Origin of the sequence: Pseudomonas sp. AN3A02 (assembly GCF_011765255.1) — a bacterium.
GTDB lineage: Bacteria > Pseudomonadota > Gammaproteobacteria > Pseudomonadales > Pseudomonadaceae > Aquipseudomonas.
The window spans coordinates 14,539-32,163 of the sequence record NZ_JAARNI010000014.1 but is presented as its reverse complement, the minus strand read 5'-3'; the positions used below and the strand labels follow the sequence as shown (position 1 = coordinate 32,163).

The window sequence follows — 17,625 nt, the reverse complement described above, 5'->3', positions numbered from 1 at the left end:
CGGGAGGCTGGGGGAGGGGAGTGCTTGAGTAGGAAATTTCCCATAGAAATGCGCGATGACCCACAGAACGGAAAGCTCCGGTATGGTTCTGCGGTTAGGGTGTTATTTGTGCAAAGGAGTGGTGTTGATGATGCTTTCAGACCGTTACCGCGGCAGCCTGCTTGGGCTGGCCTGTGGTGATGCAGTAGGGACCACGGTTGAGTTCATGCGCCGAGGTTCGTTTGCCCCGGTCACCGATATGGTGGGTGGTGGGCCGTTCCAGCTTTTGCCTGGCCAGTGGACGGATGACACATCCATGGCGCTGTGTCTGGCCGAAAGCCTGCTGCGCAAGAATGGTTTTGACGCTGGCGATCAGATGGGGCGTTATTTGAACTGGTGGAAGTGGGGCTACCTGAGTGCTACGGGGGAGTGTTTCGATATCGGCACAACCGTTCGTGATGCATTGACGAAGTATCAGCACACAGGCGATCCGTTCGCGGGCTCCACCGACCCGTACTCGGCGGGTAACGGGTCAATGATGCGCCTGAGCCCGGTGGTTCTGTTCTGTTTCCCAGATGCCGAGCGCTTGCGGGAGTTTACCGTCGACAGTTCCCGCACTACCCATGGCGCGTTGGAGGCGATTGAGTGCTGCCTGGTGCTGGCGGAGTGTATTTCCAATGCGCTGCGTGGGGATTCGAAAGCGCAGGTACTAAAGGTTGACTATCTGGACTTGAGCGAACCCAAAGTTGTGGACATTGCTGATGGGCACTACCTCGATAAGGCGCGCAGCGACATCGTTGGTTCTGGTTACGCGGTGGCTTCGCTTGAGGCGGCGCTATGGTGTTTTCATCACGCCGAGAGCTTTGCCGAGGCCGTGCTGGCCGCGGCAAACCTGGGGGATGACGCCGACACTACGGCAGCGATCGTGGGTCAACTGGCGGGTGCGTATTACGGTGTGCAGGGTATTCCGATCGAGTGGTTGGGCAAGTTGTGGCAGCGTGAAGAGATTCAGGAGACTGCCGACGCGTTGTTTCAGGCGGCACAAGGCCAGGCAGCGGCACTTTAGGTATCCGTCAGCCCTTCAACTCCGCCAACTGTTTCCACTCAATCGAAAATCGCGCCAGGTATTTGCGTAGTCGGTCGGCATCGTTCGGCTGCGCCTTGGCTTGTCGGGAGACGCCGAACAAGCGTCGTCCGGCATCGGAAATGCTGTCGGACTGGAGGCACGTTTCGATCACGGCGTTAAGTTGCAGTTGGTCGAACAGGTCCAGTTCGGTATCGACGCCCAGGCGTGACAGCCAATCGTTTTGCGGCGACTCCAGGCCCCAGGCATAACGCAGTCGGTCGATTTCTTCCTGGGTCTGGCTTTCGTCGATGCGCCCGCTGTCCGCCAGAGTGGCCATGCGCGTGATGGAGGCAGACAGTTCGCGAAAGTTACCCAGCCAGGCCGCTTCGCTGGAGCAGGCAAAGGCGAGGTAGCGCCGCCGGGCTTCGAGGTTGAAGCGCACCACTTGGCCCTGTTCGCGGGCGTGGCGTTCCAGTTCGAAGTCGATGTTCGGTTCGATGTCTTCACGGCGCCCGGCCAGGCCCGGCAGGTCGAATGTCCAAAGGTTGATCCGGGCGTACAAGTCTTCGCGGAACAGCCCTTCCGCGACGCGGCCGCGCAGGTCGCGGTGGGTGCCGGCGATGATCAGGAAGTCGCTGGTGACTTCCTGGTCGCCGCCGAGAGGGAAGAAGCGCTTTTCTTCGACCGCCTTGAGCAGCATCGCCTGTTCGTCGAGCCCCAGTTCGCCGATCTCATCCAGGAACAACATGCCGCCGTCTGCTGCGCGGAGCAGACCATCGCGGGCGTTCTGGGCGCCGGTGAAGGCGCCTTTGATATGGCCAAACAGCGCCGACATCGCGCCATCGCCGCGTAAGGTGGCGCAGTTCACTTCAACAAAACGTCCCTGGACCTGATGCCGGCTGCGCTTGAGTTCGTAGATGCGCCGCGCGAGGAATGACTTGCCGGCACCGGTGGGGCCGATCAGCAGCATCGGTGCCTTGGAGCGCACGGCCACGCGTTCGATCTGTTCGATGGAGCGGTTGAAGGCCGGGTTGCGTGTGGCGATTCCGGATTTGAGGAAGGCCAGGCTTTCCAGGCGTTTGTGGGCGAAGCGTGATGCGATGCGGTCGTAGCGCGACAGGTCGAGGTCGATCAGTGCATGAGTGCCGGTGGCGCGTTCCTCTTCGTTGCGGCGGCGAGCCGGAGACGTCTGGATCAAGCGGGCTGGCAGATAGCGCGCTTCTGTCAGCAGGAACCAGCAGATTTGCGCAACGTGGGTGCCGGTCGTGATATGGACCAGGTAATCCTCGTGGTCGGTGTCGAAGCGGTAGCCGGTGGTGAAGTCGTGCAGTGCGCCGTACACCTCCTCGAAATCCCAAGGGTTCTTCAGGTGCATGGGGTGCAGCCGCACCTCGGTTTCCGGCGATACCTGCTGGATGTCGTCGCGTACCCGCTGAGCGAGGCTGATGTCTCGTGCGTCGACACCGTGAATCAGCTCCAGGCGATCAATCAATACTTCCTGCTGCTGGCAAAGGCCGACGCTGGGCCGCCAATGGTTCCAGCGATTGCCACCTTTGCCGACCCGGTCCAGGGTTGAACCGATAAAACCAATGGCGACCGTGCGCTTTTGAATCATGGCGATACCAAAATATAGATGACGATATGTAAGGATAAGTAATTTCTGAAGGAATTGTCATTGCAGTCGAGCTGATTAGTTATCTAAATTAAAAATATTCATATAAAAGAAATAGATAAGAATATTTATCGGCGAAAACAAAAACCTGGCATGGCAGCTGCAATAACTCTCGCAACGGAACACACAACAGAGCGAGACGCCACGATGGCCAACTCCCAGATCTTCAACACCCAGCAGGCGAAACTGCCTGCATGCGACACCTTGAACGCTACACAGGTACCGGCTTATGCCTACAGCGCCAAGCACAAGCTGGCCCAGTTGGCAGTCACCGGTTGCCTGAACCAGACCTTCCACGCCTCGGCCGAAAGCCAGCTGGAGAGCGTGTTGCAGTTGGCCAGCGAGCTGGACAGCCGCTATATCGCCAAGGTTGCGTGCTACGCCCGCCGCCAAGGCCACATGAAAGACATGCCGGCATTGCTGTTGGCCGCATTGGTGGCCCAACGTTCGGTGATGGTGCCGCAGGTGTTCGAACAGGTGGTGGACAGCGGCAAGATGTTGCGCAACTTCGTGCAAATCCTGCGCAGCGGTGTGACGGGGCGCAAGTCCCTGGGCTCGCAGCCCAAGCGCCTGGTGCAGAACTGGTTGAACACTGCGACGGAGCGTCAGCTTTTGCAGGCGTCAGTCGGTAATCAGCCATCGTTGGCGGATGTGGTGAAAATGGTTCACCCCAAGCCCACTGAACCATGGCGTGAAGCGTTCTTCGCCTGGTTGATCGGGCGGCCGGTGGATGTGCAAGCCTTGCCGGAGCTGACTCGGGCCTTGCTCGCCTTTCGTAGTGGTTCGACCACTGAGGTGCCGGCGGTACCGTTCCAGTTGCTTGGAAACGAGAAGCTCAGCAAAGAACAATGGGCTGCCCAGGCCGATAACATGGGTTGGCAGGCCCTGCGCACGAACCTTAATACCTTTGCACGCCAAGGCGCGTTCGAGGTGCCAGGGTTCGCATGGCAAGTAGCGGCGCGGTTGGCTGATGCAGAGGCGATCGCCAAGGCGCGGGTTTACCCGTACCAGTTGCTGGCGGCGTATCGAATGGCGGGGGATGACGTACCGGCCTGCGTGCGTGAAGCCCTGCAGGACGCTCTTGAGTTGTCCCTGGCCAACGTGCCGGTGTTGCAAGGTTCGGTGGTGGTTTGCCCTGATGTGTCGGGCTCGATGCACAACCCGGTCACCGGGTATCGCGAGGGCGCCACGAGCGCTGTACGTTGCATCGATGTGGCGGCCTTGATCGGCGCGGCGATCTTGCGCAAGCAGCCAGACGCACGCTTGATGCCGTTTGAAAACCATGTGGTGGATATCCGGCTCAACCCGCGTGACAGTGTGATGAGCAATGCGCAGAAGCTGGCCGCCATCGGCGGAGGCGGGACTAACTGCTCGGCGCCGCTGGCGAAAATTGCCGGGGCCAAAATGAAAGTGGATACGGTAATCCTGGTGTCTGACAACGAGTCGTGGATTGACGCCAGGCGTCAGCGCGGTACCGAAACCATGCGTCAGTGGGAGTTGATCAAGCAGGTCAACCCGCAAGCGCGGCTGGTGTGTATCGATATGCAGCCGGGTGCCACCACGCAGGCGGCAGACCGCCAGGACATTTTGAATGTGGGAGGCTTCAGTGATGCGGTATTTGATGTGGTCGCGCAGTTCGCCGAAGGGCGCTACGGTGCGCAACATTGGGTGCAGGCGATTGAAGCAATAGAAGTTTGATTTCACCGGCGCTGAATGCCGACGGGACTACATCCAAGACGTCTCGTCAGACCCTTGTCAGCGCCAGTGACGGCACGAATGCCTGTGGCTGTACATCTATGGTAAGCCGGTATGTTCCGGCGCTCAGTCACACTTTTTGTCGTGCCACCTTATTACGATTGCCTCGGCGAATGCCGGTGAAACTACAGTACGGAATGGTCGCGGGTTCGAGTCCCGCCAGTCGCAAGACTGTAGCTCAGCGGCAGAGCGTGCCGCATGTTTCACCCCTCTTTTGTCGCCGTCTGTTTACTTGAAACGCCGCGCCTGCGGCACATACAAAAAGAATCGAGATCATGCAAGAGAAGACCTACCAACTGCTGGAAGTTGCCAACGGCAAGCCCATCAAGCTCTGGACCCAAGGGGTACCGGTTGAGCCAGAGGCTCGCCAGCAACTGATGAACACGGCGAAGATGCCGTTCATTTTCAAACACCTCGCGGTGATGCCGGATGTGCATCTGGGCAAGGGCTCGACCATTGGCAGCGTGATTCCCACCGTGGGCGCGATTATCCCGGCCGCTGTTGGCGTGGATATCGGCTGCGGCATGATTGCCGCACGTACCTCGCTGACTGCCGCCGACCTGCCGGATAACCTCCACGGCCTGCGCTGCGCGATCGAGGCGGCGGTGCCCCATGGTCGCACCAGCGGACGTAACGGGCGTGACAAGGGTGCCTGGGACACTGTTCCGCAGCAGGCCGACCAGGTGTGGGCGGCGTTGCACCCACGCTTCAAAACGATCACCGACAAGTACCCGAAACTGAAGAACACCAACAACCGCCAACACTTGGGGACGCTGGGTTCGGGTAACCACTTTGTCGAAGTCTGCCTGGATGAAGCCAACCGGGTCTGGTTCATGTTGCACAGCGGTTCCCGTGGCGTCGGCAATGCCATCGGTAACCTGTTTATTCAATTGGCTCAACAGGACATGCGTCAGCACATCGCCAACCTGCCGGATCGCGACCTGGCTTACTTCGAGGAAGGCAGCCAGCACTTCGATGACTATGTGGAGGCGGTCGGCTGGGCCCAGGATTTTGCCCGTCAGAACCGCGAGATGATGATGCGGGCGGTGGTTGAGGCGACGCGCAAGGTGATCCACAAACCGTTTGAAGTGGCGCTGGAAGCGGTGAACTGCCACCACAACTATGTGCAAAAAGAGCGGCATTTCGGTGAGGAAATTCTGGTCACTCGCAAAGGTGCGGTGTCGGCAAAGAAGGGTGAGCTGGGAATTATTCCCGGTTCGATGGGCGCGAAAAGTTTCATCGTGCGCGGGCTGGGTAACGAAGAGTCGTTCTGCTCCTGCAGCCATGGCGCCGGCCGGATCATGAGCCGCACCAAGGCCAAAAACACCTTCACGGTGGCCGACCAGGTGCGCGCAACGGCCCACGTGGAATGCCGTAAGGATGCTGCGGTAATCGACGAGATTCCGATGGCCTACAAGGATATCGACCAAGTCATGCACGCCCAGCGCGAGCTGGTGGAAGTGCTGCACACCTTGCGTCAGGTGGTGTGCGTGAAGGGATAAAGTCTGGAATTTGATGGTTGTACAGGAGCATTCAAAATGAATAGGGAACAAGACGACCTTCACCCCCTCAGTCTCGCCATGCGCGAACGGGTCTTGCTCGAACTGGAGCGCATAGAGCGCGAGCGAAACGTCACGGTGCTGTATGCCTGTGAATCCGGCAGTCGCGCCTGGGGCTTTGCTTCCACCGACAGTGATTACGACGTGCGTTTCGTCTATGTGGAAAAGCCAGACTGGTTTGTCCAGGTGGATGCGCCACGGGACGTGATCGAACGTCCGCTGGACGACGAGCTGGATATCAGCGGCTGGGAGTTGCGCAAGACCCTCGGCCTGCTGCGTAAATCCAACCCGACGCTGCTGGAGTGGCTCGATTCGCCGCTGGTGTATCGCAGCGAAACGCCTGCGACCGCGCGCCTGCAGGCCCTGGCGGAAGCGTTCTACAGCCCGCCTGCGGCCCGCAGTCACTATTTGTCGATGGCCAGGAAGAACTTTCGTGGGTACCTGCAAGGCGACACGGTGCGCTTCAAAAAGTACTTCTATGTGCTGCGGCCGTTGCTGGCGGTGCGCTGGATCGACCTTGGGCTCGGACGGCCACCGATGACCTTTGCCGACCTGTTGTCGACGGTCACGGATCCGCTCTTGCTGGATGAAGTGGCGACGCTGCTGGCCCTGAAACGTAATGCCGGGGAAGCCGCCTACGGGCCCAAGCGCCCGGCGTTGCACCGGTTTATCTCGGCAGAGCTGGAGCGCGAGGCGCCCAAGTTGCCACGTACCCAGGAACACACTCATTTGCTGGACCACTACCTGAGGGAAACGGTAAAGCACTACGCATAAGGAATGGACATGAACCAGGATCTGATCGAGCTGGACGGCGCCATCGGCGGAGGCCAGGTGTTGCGCAGTGGCTTGAGCCTGTCGATGGTGACGGGGCGCACGCTGCGGATTAAAAATATTCGTGCCAGGCGCAGTCGGCCAGGGCTGTTGCGTCAGCACCTGACGGCGGTTCTGGCCGCTGCCCAGGTATGTGGCGCCCGGGTCGAAGGCGCCGAGCTGGGTTCCCAGGCGTTGCTGTTCGAGCCTGGCCTTATCCAGGGCGGGGACTATAAATTTTCTATCGGCACGGCCGGCAGTTGCACCCTGGTATTGCAGACAGTGTTGCCGGCGTTGCTGCTGGCCCCGCAAGCCAGTCGCGTCAGTATTTGCGGAGGCACCCACAATCCGATGGCACCTCCGCTGGATTTTCTTGAGCGCGCCTGGTTGCCGCAATTGCGGCGGATGGGTGCCAGAGTCGAGTTGACGCTGGTGCGTCACGGCTTTGTACCGGCGGGCGGTGGTGAGCTTGTGGCGTTTATACATCCGAGCACATTGATGCCGTTGCACCTCACCGAGCGGGGTGAATTGCAGGGCTCGCGAGCAACCACACTGAGTGCCGGGTTGCCTGTTCATGTCGCCGAGCGCGAACTGGAACGTGTGCGTCAGCGGCTGGCGATCAAGCAGGAGCAGCTGCACGCGGTGAACCTTGACGCGGAGCACGGGCCAGGCAATGTCCTGTTGCTGGAATATGCACATGCGCACGTCACCGAAGTGTTCAGCGCATTTGGCCAGGCCAGGTTGCGCGCAGAGGCGGTGGCCGATCAGGCCATCGAGCAGGCGCTCGAGTGGCTTGCCAGCGAAGCGGTGGTCGCCGAGCATCTGGCCGACCAGCTATTGCTGCCGATGGCACTTGCCGGCGGTGGCAGTTTCACCACGCTGCGGATGACCGAGCACCTGCAGAGCAACATGGCGGTGATCCAGCGGTTTTTGCCGGTGGTACTTGAGGGCCACGAACAAGGCCCTCAATTACTGAGGATTGAATGCCGGGCGCTGTAGTCTGGCCGACCGCGTACTGTAGGAGCGAGCTTGCTCGCGAAAAACGCCCAGGCACTGTGTTTATTCAGGCTGGACGCGTCATCGTTAACGACCATCGCGAGCAAGCTCGCTCCTACAGGAACCCGGTGCTCACCGCCACAATCAGGAACACCCCCAGCGCCGCACGGTAGATCACGAACGGCCAGGTGGAAAACCGCTCCAGGAACTTCATCAGGCCCCAGATCGCGAAGAACGCCGAGACACTGGCAACCACCAGGCCAAAGATCAAATGCGGCCAGGCATGGGCGGGCAGGTCGGCGTGGAACAGCACCCACAGCTCCTTCAGCCCCGCCAACGCGATTGCCGGCAAGCCCAGCAGGAACGAAAACCGCGCCGCTTCTTCACGCTTGAAATTGAGGAACAGTGCGGCGGTCAGGGTCGAGCCCGAGCGGGAAACCCCGGGAATCAGCGCGCCGATCTGCGCAATGCCGACAATCAGCGCATCCCGCAGGCGCATTTCGCCCACCGTGCGCTTATGCCTCGCGCTGAGTTCGGCCGCGGCCAGCAGCACGGCCATCACCAGGCAGGAAATTCCGATCACCATCAGCCCGCGCAACGGCGAGTTGCACGAGTTGAGCGTCGACGACAAGGCAATTCCGGCGATACCAATCGGAATCGTCGCCAGCACAATCGCCACCGCCAGCTTGAACCACTGGTTGTTGTAGTCGCCCTGGCGCACCGCGCTGATGCTGCCCACGGTGACCTGGCGCACATCCTTCCAGAAGTAACTGACCACTGCCGCCAAGGCAGCCAACTGCATGGCCGCGGAAAACGCCGAGCCGGGATCCGGCCAGCCGAGCAGGGCGGGCACGATGCGCATGTGGGCGGTGGAAGACACGGGCAGTAATTCGGTGATGCCCTGAATGATGCCCAGAATGCCGATTTGCAGGTAATCCAGGGACGCAAAGCCGACATCGAGGCCGCTGGTGCAGACGTTTGTCAAAGTACTTATCCTGAAAACGAAGGGAGGGAAGTGGCGCGGAGTTTAGTCTAACTTTGTAATGATTTTGTAGTTGACAAGAGAAAACTGTGATCTGTTCAGCCAACAGAAAGCTTTGCCGGTGTATTGGCATTGCCTGTGGCTTTGTTGACAATGGCGCCCTGTTTTTTTGCCGAGATGCCCATGCCTGCAATCCCCGATACCACCGTCGAATTGATCGAAACCGGCCCGGAACACGCCGCGCTGATCGCCAACCTTTACCAGTTCTACGCCTACGAGTCCTCGGACTGGGAACAGGAAGACGTCGAGGTGGACGGGCGTTTCTACATCCATGAGGAGCACCTGGCCCGCTACTGGGAAGACCCGCAGTGGAGCGCCAACCTATTGCTGGTCGACGGCTTTATCGCCGGCTTTCTGCTGATCGAAGGCAGCGAACTCCCCGGGATCGACGCGCTGGAACTGGCAGACCTGTTCATCTTGAAACGCTATCGCCGCAAAGGCATTGGCCGCGCCATCGCCACTCAGGTCTTGAGCAGTGGCGAGGCGAACTGGCTGGTGCGTTTCTATGATCAGGATGAAGTGAGCCAGGCGTTCTGGCGCACGGTATTGGATAACCTGCCCCGTCCGGTGCAGGCCATTGAGCTGGATGATGAGCCGAACCTGCTGAGCTTCCTCGTGACCCGGGCGGCGCTGCACTGAGGCATCAGCTGAACGCTGCGCCAGCCCCTGCACTGAACAGCGCCGCCTGCATCGTCTGAGGCGGTTGCCCGAATGCGCGCAGGAACGCCTGGCGCATCCGCTCGCGATCACCGAACCCGGTCTCGCGGGCGACCACTTCCACCGGATGGCGGCTGGTCTCCATCATCGCTCGCGCAGCTTCTACTCGCAGGGATTCGATGGCCTTGGCCGGGGTTTGCCCGGTCTCCTCGCGAAACACCCGGCTGAACTGGCGCGGGCTGAGCCGCGCCACGGCCGCCAATGCCTCGACTGAAAGGTCGTGAGTCAGATTCTCCCGAGCGTAGGCCAGGGCCAGTTGCACGCGGTCGGATTTGGGGTCCAGTTCCAGCAGCGCCGACAGTTGCGACTGTTCGCTGCCACGCCGCTGGGCAATCACCAGCTTGCGCGCGATGCGGCGGGCGAGGTCGCTGCCCAGATCGTTCTCCACCATCGCCAGCGCCAGGTCCACCCCGGCGCTCATGCCGGCGCCGGTCCAGATCTGGCCGTCGACGACGAACAGTTTGTCTTCCTCCAGGCGAATCTGCGGGTAGCGCTTGGCAAACGCCGGCGCATGCAGCCAGTGGGTGGTGGCGCGCTTGCCCTCGAGCAACCCGGCTTCGGCCAGCACGAAGATGCCCATGCACAGCGAAGCAATCCGTCGGGATTGCTTGGAGGCCGCCTGGACCAGCTTCAGCAGGTTGGCATCAGGCAGTTGGAACTCCAGGTAGCCGCTGACGATCAATGTGTCATAACCCTCGGGCCGGATCGGTGTGCTGTTCACCGAGAACCCTTGGGACGTCATGATCGGGCCGCCACTCTCCGACACCAGGTGAAACTCATACGCCTGCTCGCCCCGCAGCAGATTCGCGCACTCGAACACCGAGCCCAGGCTAAGGCTGAGGGATTGAAAGTTCGGGTAAACCATCAGCGCAATGCTGTGCATCTCATCTCTCCAAGGGGCGCGGAGCGGTGATTGTCGGCGTGTAACCGGTAAACGGCAACCGGCTTGGCACAATGTCCGGAATCCTTGCGGACATGACATTGTGCGGTTTTGGCCCGGCTCCTAAGCTTCATTCCATTCCAACCCACATCACTCCGAGGCACTGGCACATGAAAGTATTGATGGTTTTGACTTCTCACGACCAGCTGGGCGACACCGGCCGCAAGACCGGTTTCTGGCTCGAAGAATTTGCTGCTCCCTACTACGCGTTCAAGGACGCCGGGGCCGATGTGACCCTGGCCTCGCCAGCCGGTGGGCAACCGCCGCTGGATCCGGTCAGCGACCTGCCGGATTCGCAAACCGACCAGACCCGCCGCTTCGCCACCGACCCGGCGGCCCAGCAGGCCTTGGCCACCACGCTGAAGCTGGAGTCGGTGAACGCCGGCGACTTCGACACCGTTTTCTACCCAGGCGGCCACGGCCCGCTGTGGGACCTGGCAGAGTCGAAAACCTCCATTTCCCTGATCGAAGCCTTCGAGCGTGCCGGTAAGCCGATTGGCTTTGTGTGCCACGCCCCGGGCGCCTTGCGTCACGTCAAGGCCGTCAACGGCGAGCCGCTGGTCAAGGGCCGACGCGTCACCGGCTTCTCCAACTCCGAAGAAGCCGCGGTTGGCCTGACCGACGTGGTGCCGTTCCTGATCGAGGATGATTTCAAGGCACTGGGCGGCAAGTACGAGAAGGGTGCCGACTGGCAGTCCTTTGTGATTGAAGATGGCCTGCTGGTCACGGGGCAGAATCCTGCCAGTTCCAGTGACGTGGCCAAAGCGCTGTTGAAGCTGACCGCGTAACCCGCTAAATCCCCCAAAAGTAAGTGATTGGCGGCTCCCCTGACCGGGAGCCGGCCACTTCTGCACGCCCGAAATTCGCTTCTGGAACCCCCATCATGAGTAACAGCGCTTTAGGTACCCCGATCAAACTGGGGCACCACACCCTGAAAAACCGCATCGTCCTGCCGCCACTGACCCGCCAGCGAAGTGCCCAGCCCGGTGATATCGCCACGGACCTGATGGCGCTCTATTACCGCCAGCGCGCCACCGCCGGCTTCATGGTCAGCGAGGGCACGCAGATCGAGCCCCGCGGCCAGGGTTATGCCTGGACCCCGGGCATCTACACGCCGGAGCAGATCGACGGCTGGCGTACCGTGACCGATGCCGTGCATGCCGAAGGCGGCGTGATCTTCGCCCAGCTTTGGCACGTCGGCCGCGTGTCCCATCACGATCTGCAACCCGACGGCGCAGCACCCGTCGCGCCGTCGGCGATCCAGCCGCAGCAAGCCAAGGCATTCGTTGCAACCGGGCCCGGCACCGGTGAGTTGGTGCAGCCGCCAGAGCCCCGCGCCTTGGCTACTGCCGAGGTCAAGGAACTGGTGGGGCTGTATGCCCAGGCTGCAAAAAACGCGTTAGCCGCCGGCTTTGATGGTGTGGAGATTCATTCGGCCAACGGCTACCTGGTCAACCAGTTCATCTCGGCGCATTCCAACCAGCGCGAAGATGAATACGGTGGCTCGCTGCACAATCGCCTGCGTTTTTTGCGGGAAGTTGTCGAGGCGGTGGCCGAAGTGGTCGGCCCGGAACGCCTGGGTGTGCGCTTTGCGCCGTTGTTCAGCGGCACTGATCAGGATCGGGTTTACATTGGCCTGGTCGAGGAAGATCCACATCACACCTACATTGAGGCGATCAAGATACTTGAGGCCACCGGCATCGCCTACGTGTCCATCGCCGAGGCTGACTGGGACAACGCACCGGAATTGCCCGAGTCGTTCCGCCGGGCTGTGCGCGACACCTTCACCGGTCGCATCATCTACGCCGGCCGCTACACCGCAGAGCGCGGCGTGCGACTGGTGGAGGCGGGGCTGGCGGACCTGATTGCATTCGGCCGGCCATACATTGCCAACCCCGACTTGCCCCAGCGCCTGCTCAACGGTTGGCCGCTGAACCCGTTGAACGCTGCCGGCCTGTATGGCGGCACGGAAGTGGGCTTTACCGATTACCCGGTGTACGCCGGGTAAATGGTGCTACTCGGTCGGGTACTTGTGAAACGCCGAATGCTGTTCCGCACGTGCCGCATGGCGCTGCAAGTGCGGGAACGCATCGGCCTTCACGACGTTGGCTATCTTGAGCTGGGTGAAGGACCAGGCGACCGCCACCGTCAGGCTCGCCTGGGTCAGCGGCGCGTTGCTGTCGCGCGCCGCCACCAACGCCTCCAATAACGAATAAGCCTCCAGCAGTTGCCCGGTCACGCGGTCGATCCACGGTTGGTGCAGTTTTTCGGCGGGCCGCAGGTGGTGTTCGTAGACGATCTGCACGGTTTTTTCGCACGCGGCCAGCGCCAGGCCGATCACTTGCAGATCCCGGGCAAGTGTCACTGTTTGCTGGGGCAACAGCTTTTTGTCAGCCGGCGCCAGGGCTTCCAGGTATTCGAGGATCAGGCCGGAATCCATCAGCACCGTCCCGTCGTCGAGCACCAGCGTCGGTGCCTTGACCACCGGGTTGATCCTGGAAAACTCATCGAAGGTGCTGAACACCGACAGTGCCTGGTGTTCAAACGCGACACCGTACAGCTCCAGGGAAATTGCCACGCGGCGCACGTAGGGCGAGTCCAGCATTCCGACCAGTTTCATGAAGCCTCCATTTACCGCAGTGTTAAATTCAGATTACTTTATCGGGGGATCCACCCCTGCAATATCGATCTTTTTTATCACGAAAGGTTAGCCGCGCTTACATGAACGCTTTCCCCCCCTTGACCGCACTGCGCAGTTTCGAAGCCACCTCCAGGCTTGGGAGCGTGACCCTGGCCGCCAAGGAATTGCACGTCACCCACTCGGCGATCAGCCAGCAGATCAAGGCGCTGGAGGAGATGGTCGGCCTTACCCTGTTTGTGCGTGAAGGTCGCGGTCTGCGTGTCAGCGAGGATGGCCGCTTGTACGCGCTGCAAATCCGCCAGGCGCTGGCGGACATTGAGCACGCTACCCTGACGATCCAGGCCCAGCCGAAAATGGGCGAGCTGGTGGTGGCCGTCATCCCCTCGTTTGCCCGCGCCTGGTTGATCCCCAGGCTGCCGGCGTTTCAGCAGCGTTACCCGGACATCAACATCCGCCTGCAAGCCAGCCTGACGGTTTCCAACCTGCATCAGGAGTCGGTGGATATCGGCATTCGCATGGGCAAGGGCGACTGGGAGGGCGTGGAGCAGACGTTACTGTTTCATGACGAACTGGTGGTGGTCGCGGCGCCACACTTCAACGGCGGGCACCTGCCGTGCACGCCCGCGCAGATCATCGAGAGCCGGATAATTCACAGCACCGAATCCTGGCTGCCGTGGTGCCAGGCGGCCGGTGTGGACATGGCGGTTGAGCGTCAGGGCCTGTGCAGCAACGATTCGAACCTGGTGCTGGAGGCGGTGCGGCTGGGGCAGGGCATCGCGCTGGATCGGCGCAGCCTGGTGCAGGACGCCATTGGGCGAGGTGAGTTGGTGCAGTTGAGTGAGATCACCGCACCGTACCCTTATCCGTATTGGCTGGTGTGGCCGCCACGGGAGCGTGCGGCGAACAAGCAGCGGGAGTTTTCCGAGTGGTTGTTCGCCGAGGCGCAAGCGTATCAGGCCCTGTTGAAACCCCAGGCCTGACCCGCAGCGTTTTTTCAGTCCACCCGCAACACAATCTTGCCTATGTGATCACCACCTTCCATCCGCGCATGGGCCTTCGCGGCGTCGGTGTAGGCATACACCTCATCGATCATCGGCAGGCAGCGCCCGGCCGACAGCACCGGCCACACGTATTCGCGCAGTTGTGCGGCAATCGCGGCTTTTTCTTCCCGGGTGCGTGAGCGCAACAACGAGCCGGTAACGATCGCGCGTTTGCCGAGAATCGCCAGCAGGTCGATGTCCTTGGCGCGTGCGCCGCCCAGGAAGCCCAGCATCACCAGTCGACCTTCCATGGCCAGGGCGCTGATGTTGTCGTTCAGGTAGGAGCCACCCATGATGTCGAGGATCACGTTGACGCCCTGGCCAGCGGTTTTGTCAGCGATGACCTCGGCGAAATTCTGTTCTCGGTAGTTGATCGGCTCGGCCCCCAGCTCGCGGATGGCGGCGCATTTTTCTGCGCTGCCGGCGGTGGCGAACGCTTCGATACCGAACTCGCGGCAGAGCATCAGCGCGGTGGTGCCGATGCCGCTGGTGCCGCCGTGGATCAGCACGCGCTGGCCTTTATGCGCGCCGCCGATGCCGAACAGGTTGGCCCATACGGTGAAGAAGGTTTCCGGAATCGCTGCCGCGTGAATCCAGTCCAGGCCATCGGGAACCGGCAAGGTCTGGCTGGCGGGCACTGCGCAGTACTGCGCATACCCGCCGCCATTGGTCAGGGCGCAGACGTTGTCGCCCAACGCAAACTCGCTGACGCCTTCGCCCAGGGCGACCACCACACCGGCCACTTCAAGCCCGGGAATCGGGCTCATGCCGGGTTTCATCGGGTACGTGCCGGCGCGCTGCAGGGCGTCCGGGCGATTGACGCCGGCGGCGTGCACGCGGATCAGCACTTCGCCGGAGCCGGCGACAGGTACCGGCTCCTGGCGTGGTTGCAGGACTTCGGGGCCGCCGGGGCTGGTGATTTCGATCAGGGTCATTTCGTGGGGCAGAGTCATTTGAGCGCACCTGTAGCAATGAACGTATGGGTTGGGACCGCGCCCGTTACCGAGCGGTTCAGCCTGCTGGCGATCCTGGGTATTTTTTCTGGTGCCCAGCATAGCCGTGATGAGTGATGCAATAATGCTGCGATTACACGTCACAATGATGCAAAACCGCATCGCAGGGAGAAGCCATGAACTGTGACGATGCCCGGGTATTTCTCGCGGTGTGCCGCGAGTCCACATCACGCGGTGCCGCGCGGGTGCTGGGGGTGGATCAGGCCACCGTGGGGCGGCGGGTCAATGCCCTGGAAAAGTCCTTGAACGCGACGTTGTTTTTGCGCACCTCCGAAGGCTATGCGCTGACAGCCGTGGGTGAGGCCGCGTTGCAATCAGTGGAGAAAATGGAGCGTTCGGCCATTGACCTGGAACGTCAGGTCCAGGGCCTGGACGACCGCCTGACCGGCACCGTGCGGGTCACCACCACCGACTCCCTGGCCATCGACTTCTTGATCCCGGCCATCGCCCGGCTGCACGACGCGCACCCTGACGTGCGCGTGCAGATGGACGCTTCGACCCAGATCCTGAGCCTGGCCAAGCGTGAAGCCGACATCGCCGTGCGCAACACCCGCCCGGACAACCCCGACCTGATCGCCCGGCGCATCGCCCGCTGGCCGGTGGGGCTGTTTGCCTCGCAGGCGTATATCGACCGCCACGGCGTACCGGAACCGGGTAGCCTGTTCGAAGGGCACGACCTGGTGGTGTACGAGCCGCACCTGCAAAGCCAGAAAGACATGACCCTGGTCTCCGAGCCGCTGGGCCGTGGGCGCATCGTCGCTGCCTTGAGCTCCAGCCTGCTGGTGCGCCGGTCCATCGCTGCGGGCCTGGGCATCGGTGAGATCCCGGTGATTTCCGGCGAACGGGACGGTCTGGTGCGGCTGTGGCCGGACCGTACGCGGCCGTTGCCCTACGATGTGTGGCTGGTGACCCACGCCGACTTGCGGCATACCGCGCGGGTGCGGGTGGTGATCGATGAGATCGTCGCCGGGTTTGCCGACACGGGTGAGTAAGGTCCCAGGTCAGCACAACGCTGCAATTTCCGAGGCGTCCGTGGCCGCACAATCGGCTCCGGTTCCGGCGTAAAAACGTCGGTAAACGTCACGGGAACAGGTCGCTTATGAACGCATCACAACGGGAAGAATGGGCACGGGATTTAGGGCTGCTGTTTTTGCGGGTCAGCGGGGGATTGTTCCTGCTGTGGGTCCATGGCCTTCCCAAGCTGCTGGACTATGGCGAACAGTTGAAGGTGATCGAGGATCCTTTTCACCTGGGGGCGAGCGTGACACTGCTGCTGGCGATTTTCGCCGAAGTACTGTGCCCACTGTTGATCATTTCCGGGGTGCTGGTGCGCCTGGCCTGCTTGCCGATCCTGAGTGTGCTGTGGATTGCCATGTTGGTGGTGCATCCGCAATGGACACTGCTCGAAGGGCAGTTTGGCTGGCTGCTGTTGATCATTTTCACCAGCATCCTGATTGCCGGGCCCGGGCGAATAGCGTTCAACCAGCGGTGGGTCGGCGCGCTGCGTTACGCCTGAATAAAAAAGGCCGGGTGCAAACCCGGCCAAAAGGAGTGGAGCAGGGTGATGCAATCGCTTCAGCGCTTCAGGAACGCCAGCAGGTCGGTATTCAAGGCTTCGGCATGGGTGACCGCGAAGCCGTGTGGCGCATCCTTGTACACCTTCAATTCGGCGCCCTTGATCATCTCGGCGGCCACCTTGCCGGTGGTTTCGAACGGTACGATCTGATCGCCATCACCGTGGATCACCAGCGTTGGCACGTCGATCGTGGCCATGTCTGGGCGGAAGTCGGTTTCCGAGAATGCAGTGACGCAGTCCACGGTGGACTTGAGCGAGGCGAGCAGGGCGATCTGCAAGGTCTGGGTCAGTACGCCCTCGGAGACTTTCTGACCCTTGTTGATGCCGAAGAACGGTGTGTTGAAGTCGGAAATGAACTGCGCGCGGTCCTTCAGCAAGCCGGCCTTGATGCCGTCGAACACATCTTTGGGAACACCTTGCGGGTAGTCGGGTTTCTGGCCGAACAGCGGCGTCACCGCCCCCAGCAACACCAGGCCGGCAACGCGCGCGCTGCCATGGCGCGCGATATAGCGGGCGACGTCGCCACCGCCCATGGAAAAGCCCACCAGCGTCACGTCTTTCAGGTCCAGGTGGTTGATCAGTTCGGCGATATCGTCGGCGAAGGTATCGTAGTCGTTACCGGTCCAGGGTTGGTCCGAGCGGCCAAAACCACGGCGGTCAAACGCGATGGTGCGGTAGCCGCGGCTGCTCAGGTACTCCATCTGGTATTCCCACATGTCCGCGTCCAGCGGCCAGCCGTGGCTGAACAGCACGGGTTTGCCGCTGCCCCAGTCCTTGAAGTAGATTTCGGTGCCGTCTTTGGTGAGGAATGTGCTCATG

The 17,625-nt window shown here is 61.3% G+C and carries 17 protein-coding genes; 11 read left to right on the top strand and 6 right to left on the bottom strand.

Annotated elements, in window-relative coordinates; genetic code table 11:
* Window positions 1-127 precede the first annotated feature (127 nt).
* Entirely contained in the window at window positions 128-1,045 is a 918-nt protein-coding gene (locus tag HBJ59_RS29220) for an ADP-ribosylglycohydrolase family protein (RefSeq protein ID WP_218586002.1), read from the top strand.
* Window positions 1,046-1,052: 7 nt separating this feature from the next.
* On the opposite strand, the gene rtcR is transcribed toward HBJ59_RS29220, so the two are convergent.
* Complete coding sequence (gene rtcR / locus HBJ59_RS29215; RefSeq protein WP_076016392.1) at window positions 1,053-2,660, bottom strand: RNA repair transcriptional activator RtcR; 1,608 nt, start codon at window positions 2,658-2,660, stop codon at window positions 1,053-1,055.
* A 204-nt stretch (window positions 2,661-2,864) separates the two neighbouring features.
* Between rtcR and HBJ59_RS29210 the strand changes: the two genes are divergently transcribed.
* The 4 genes from HBJ59_RS29210 (at window position 2,865) to rtcA (ending at window position 7,840) form a co-directional block, all read left to right on the top strand.
* Entirely contained in the window at window positions 2,865-4,415 is a 1,551-nt protein-coding gene (locus tag HBJ59_RS29210; protein ID WP_167665560.1) for a TROVE domain-containing protein, read from the top strand.
* A gap of 332 nt (window positions 4,416-4,747) precedes the next feature.
* Window positions 4,748-5,974 (top strand): RtcB family protein, encoded by a 1,227-nt coding sequence (locus HBJ59_RS29205; protein ID WP_167665559.1) that lies wholly within the window; start codon window positions 4,748-4,750, stop codon window positions 5,972-5,974.
* A gap of 36 nt (window positions 5,975-6,010) precedes the next feature.
* Window positions 6,011-6,805, top strand: coding sequence for a nucleotidyltransferase domain-containing protein (locus HBJ59_RS29200; RefSeq protein ID WP_167665558.1), 795 nt, complete (start codon window positions 6,011-6,013; stop codon window positions 6,803-6,805).
* 9 nt (window positions 6,806-6,814) lie between these two features.
* Window positions 6,815-7,840 (top strand): RNA 3'-terminal phosphate cyclase, encoded by a 1,026-nt coding sequence (gene rtcA / locus HBJ59_RS29195; RefSeq protein ID WP_167665557.1) that lies wholly within the window; start codon window positions 6,815-6,817, stop codon window positions 7,838-7,840.
* Between the two features lie 112 nt (window positions 7,841-7,952).
* Here rtcA and HBJ59_RS29190 read toward each other — a convergent pair whose 3' ends face one another.
* Window positions 7,953-8,822, bottom strand: a complete 870-nt coding sequence (locus HBJ59_RS29190; RefSeq protein ID WP_167665556.1) for an undecaprenyl-diphosphate phosphatase — start codon at window positions 8,820-8,822, stop codon at window positions 7,953-7,955.
* A gap of 189 nt (window positions 8,823-9,011) precedes the next feature.
* On the opposite strand from HBJ59_RS29190, the gene HBJ59_RS29185 reads away from it, so the two are divergent.
* Complete coding sequence (locus tag HBJ59_RS29185; protein ID WP_029616027.1) at window positions 9,012-9,518, top strand: GNAT family N-acetyltransferase; 507 nt, start codon at window positions 9,012-9,014, stop codon at window positions 9,516-9,518.
* A gap of 4 nt (window positions 9,519-9,522) precedes the next feature.
* Here the strand turns inward: HBJ59_RS29185 and HBJ59_RS29180 are convergent, their stop codons facing one another.
* Window positions 9,523-10,479, bottom strand: coding sequence for a GlxA family transcriptional regulator (locus HBJ59_RS29180; protein WP_167665555.1), 957 nt, complete (start codon window positions 10,477-10,479; stop codon window positions 9,523-9,525).
* Between the two features lie 167 nt (window positions 10,480-10,646).
* On the opposite strand from HBJ59_RS29180, the gene HBJ59_RS29175 reads away from it, so the two are divergent.
* Both HBJ59_RS29175 and HBJ59_RS29170 read left to right on the top strand, forming a co-directional pair.
* Window positions 10,647-11,324, top strand: a complete 678-nt coding sequence (locus tag HBJ59_RS29175; RefSeq protein ID WP_076016386.1) for a type 1 glutamine amidotransferase domain-containing protein — start codon at window positions 10,647-10,649, stop codon at window positions 11,322-11,324.
* Window positions 11,325-11,419: 95 nt separating this feature from the next.
* A complete protein-coding gene (locus tag HBJ59_RS29170) occupies window positions 11,420-12,544 on the top strand; it encodes an alkene reductase (RefSeq protein WP_167665554.1) in 1,125 nt (374 codons plus the stop codon).
* Between the two features lie 6 nt (window positions 12,545-12,550).
* On the opposite strand, the gene HBJ59_RS29165 is transcribed toward HBJ59_RS29170, so the two are convergent.
* On the bottom strand, window positions 12,551-13,156 hold the full coding sequence (locus HBJ59_RS29165; RefSeq protein ID WP_167665553.1) for a glutathione S-transferase: 606 nt from the start codon (window positions 13,154-13,156) through the stop codon (window positions 12,551-12,553).
* A gap of 101 nt (window positions 13,157-13,257) precedes the next feature.
* On the opposite strand from HBJ59_RS29165, the gene HBJ59_RS29160 reads away from it, so the two are divergent.
* Entirely contained in the window at window positions 13,258-14,157 is a 900-nt protein-coding gene (locus tag HBJ59_RS29160) for a LysR substrate-binding domain-containing protein (protein ID WP_167665552.1), read from the top strand.
* A gap of 14 nt (window positions 14,158-14,171) precedes the next feature.
* On the opposite strand, the gene HBJ59_RS29155 is transcribed toward HBJ59_RS29160, so the two are convergent.
* The gene (locus HBJ59_RS29155) at window positions 14,172-15,170 is read right to left on the bottom strand and encodes an NAD(P)H-quinone oxidoreductase (protein WP_167665551.1); all 999 of its coding nucleotides are present in this window, start codon (window positions 15,168-15,170) and stop codon (window positions 14,172-14,174) included.
* Between the two features lie 176 nt (window positions 15,171-15,346).
* Here HBJ59_RS29155 and HBJ59_RS29150 point away from each other — a divergent pair, with 176 nt between their 5' ends.
* Window positions 15,347-16,222 (top strand): LysR family transcriptional regulator, encoded by an 876-nt coding sequence (locus tag HBJ59_RS29150; RefSeq protein ID WP_167665550.1) that lies wholly within the window; start codon window positions 15,347-15,349, stop codon window positions 16,220-16,222.
* Window positions 16,223-16,329: 107 nt separating this feature from the next.
* Entirely contained in the window at window positions 16,330-16,746 is a 417-nt protein-coding gene (locus tag HBJ59_RS29145) for a DoxX family protein (RefSeq protein ID WP_167665549.1), read from the top strand.
* 59 nt (window positions 16,747-16,805) lie between these two features.
* Here the strand turns inward: HBJ59_RS29145 and HBJ59_RS29140 are convergent, their stop codons facing one another.
* Window positions 16,806-17,624 (bottom strand): alpha/beta fold hydrolase, encoded by an 819-nt coding sequence (locus HBJ59_RS29140; RefSeq protein WP_167665548.1) that lies wholly within the window; start codon window positions 17,622-17,624, stop codon window positions 16,806-16,808.
* Between the last annotated feature and the right edge of the window lies 1 nt (window position 17,625).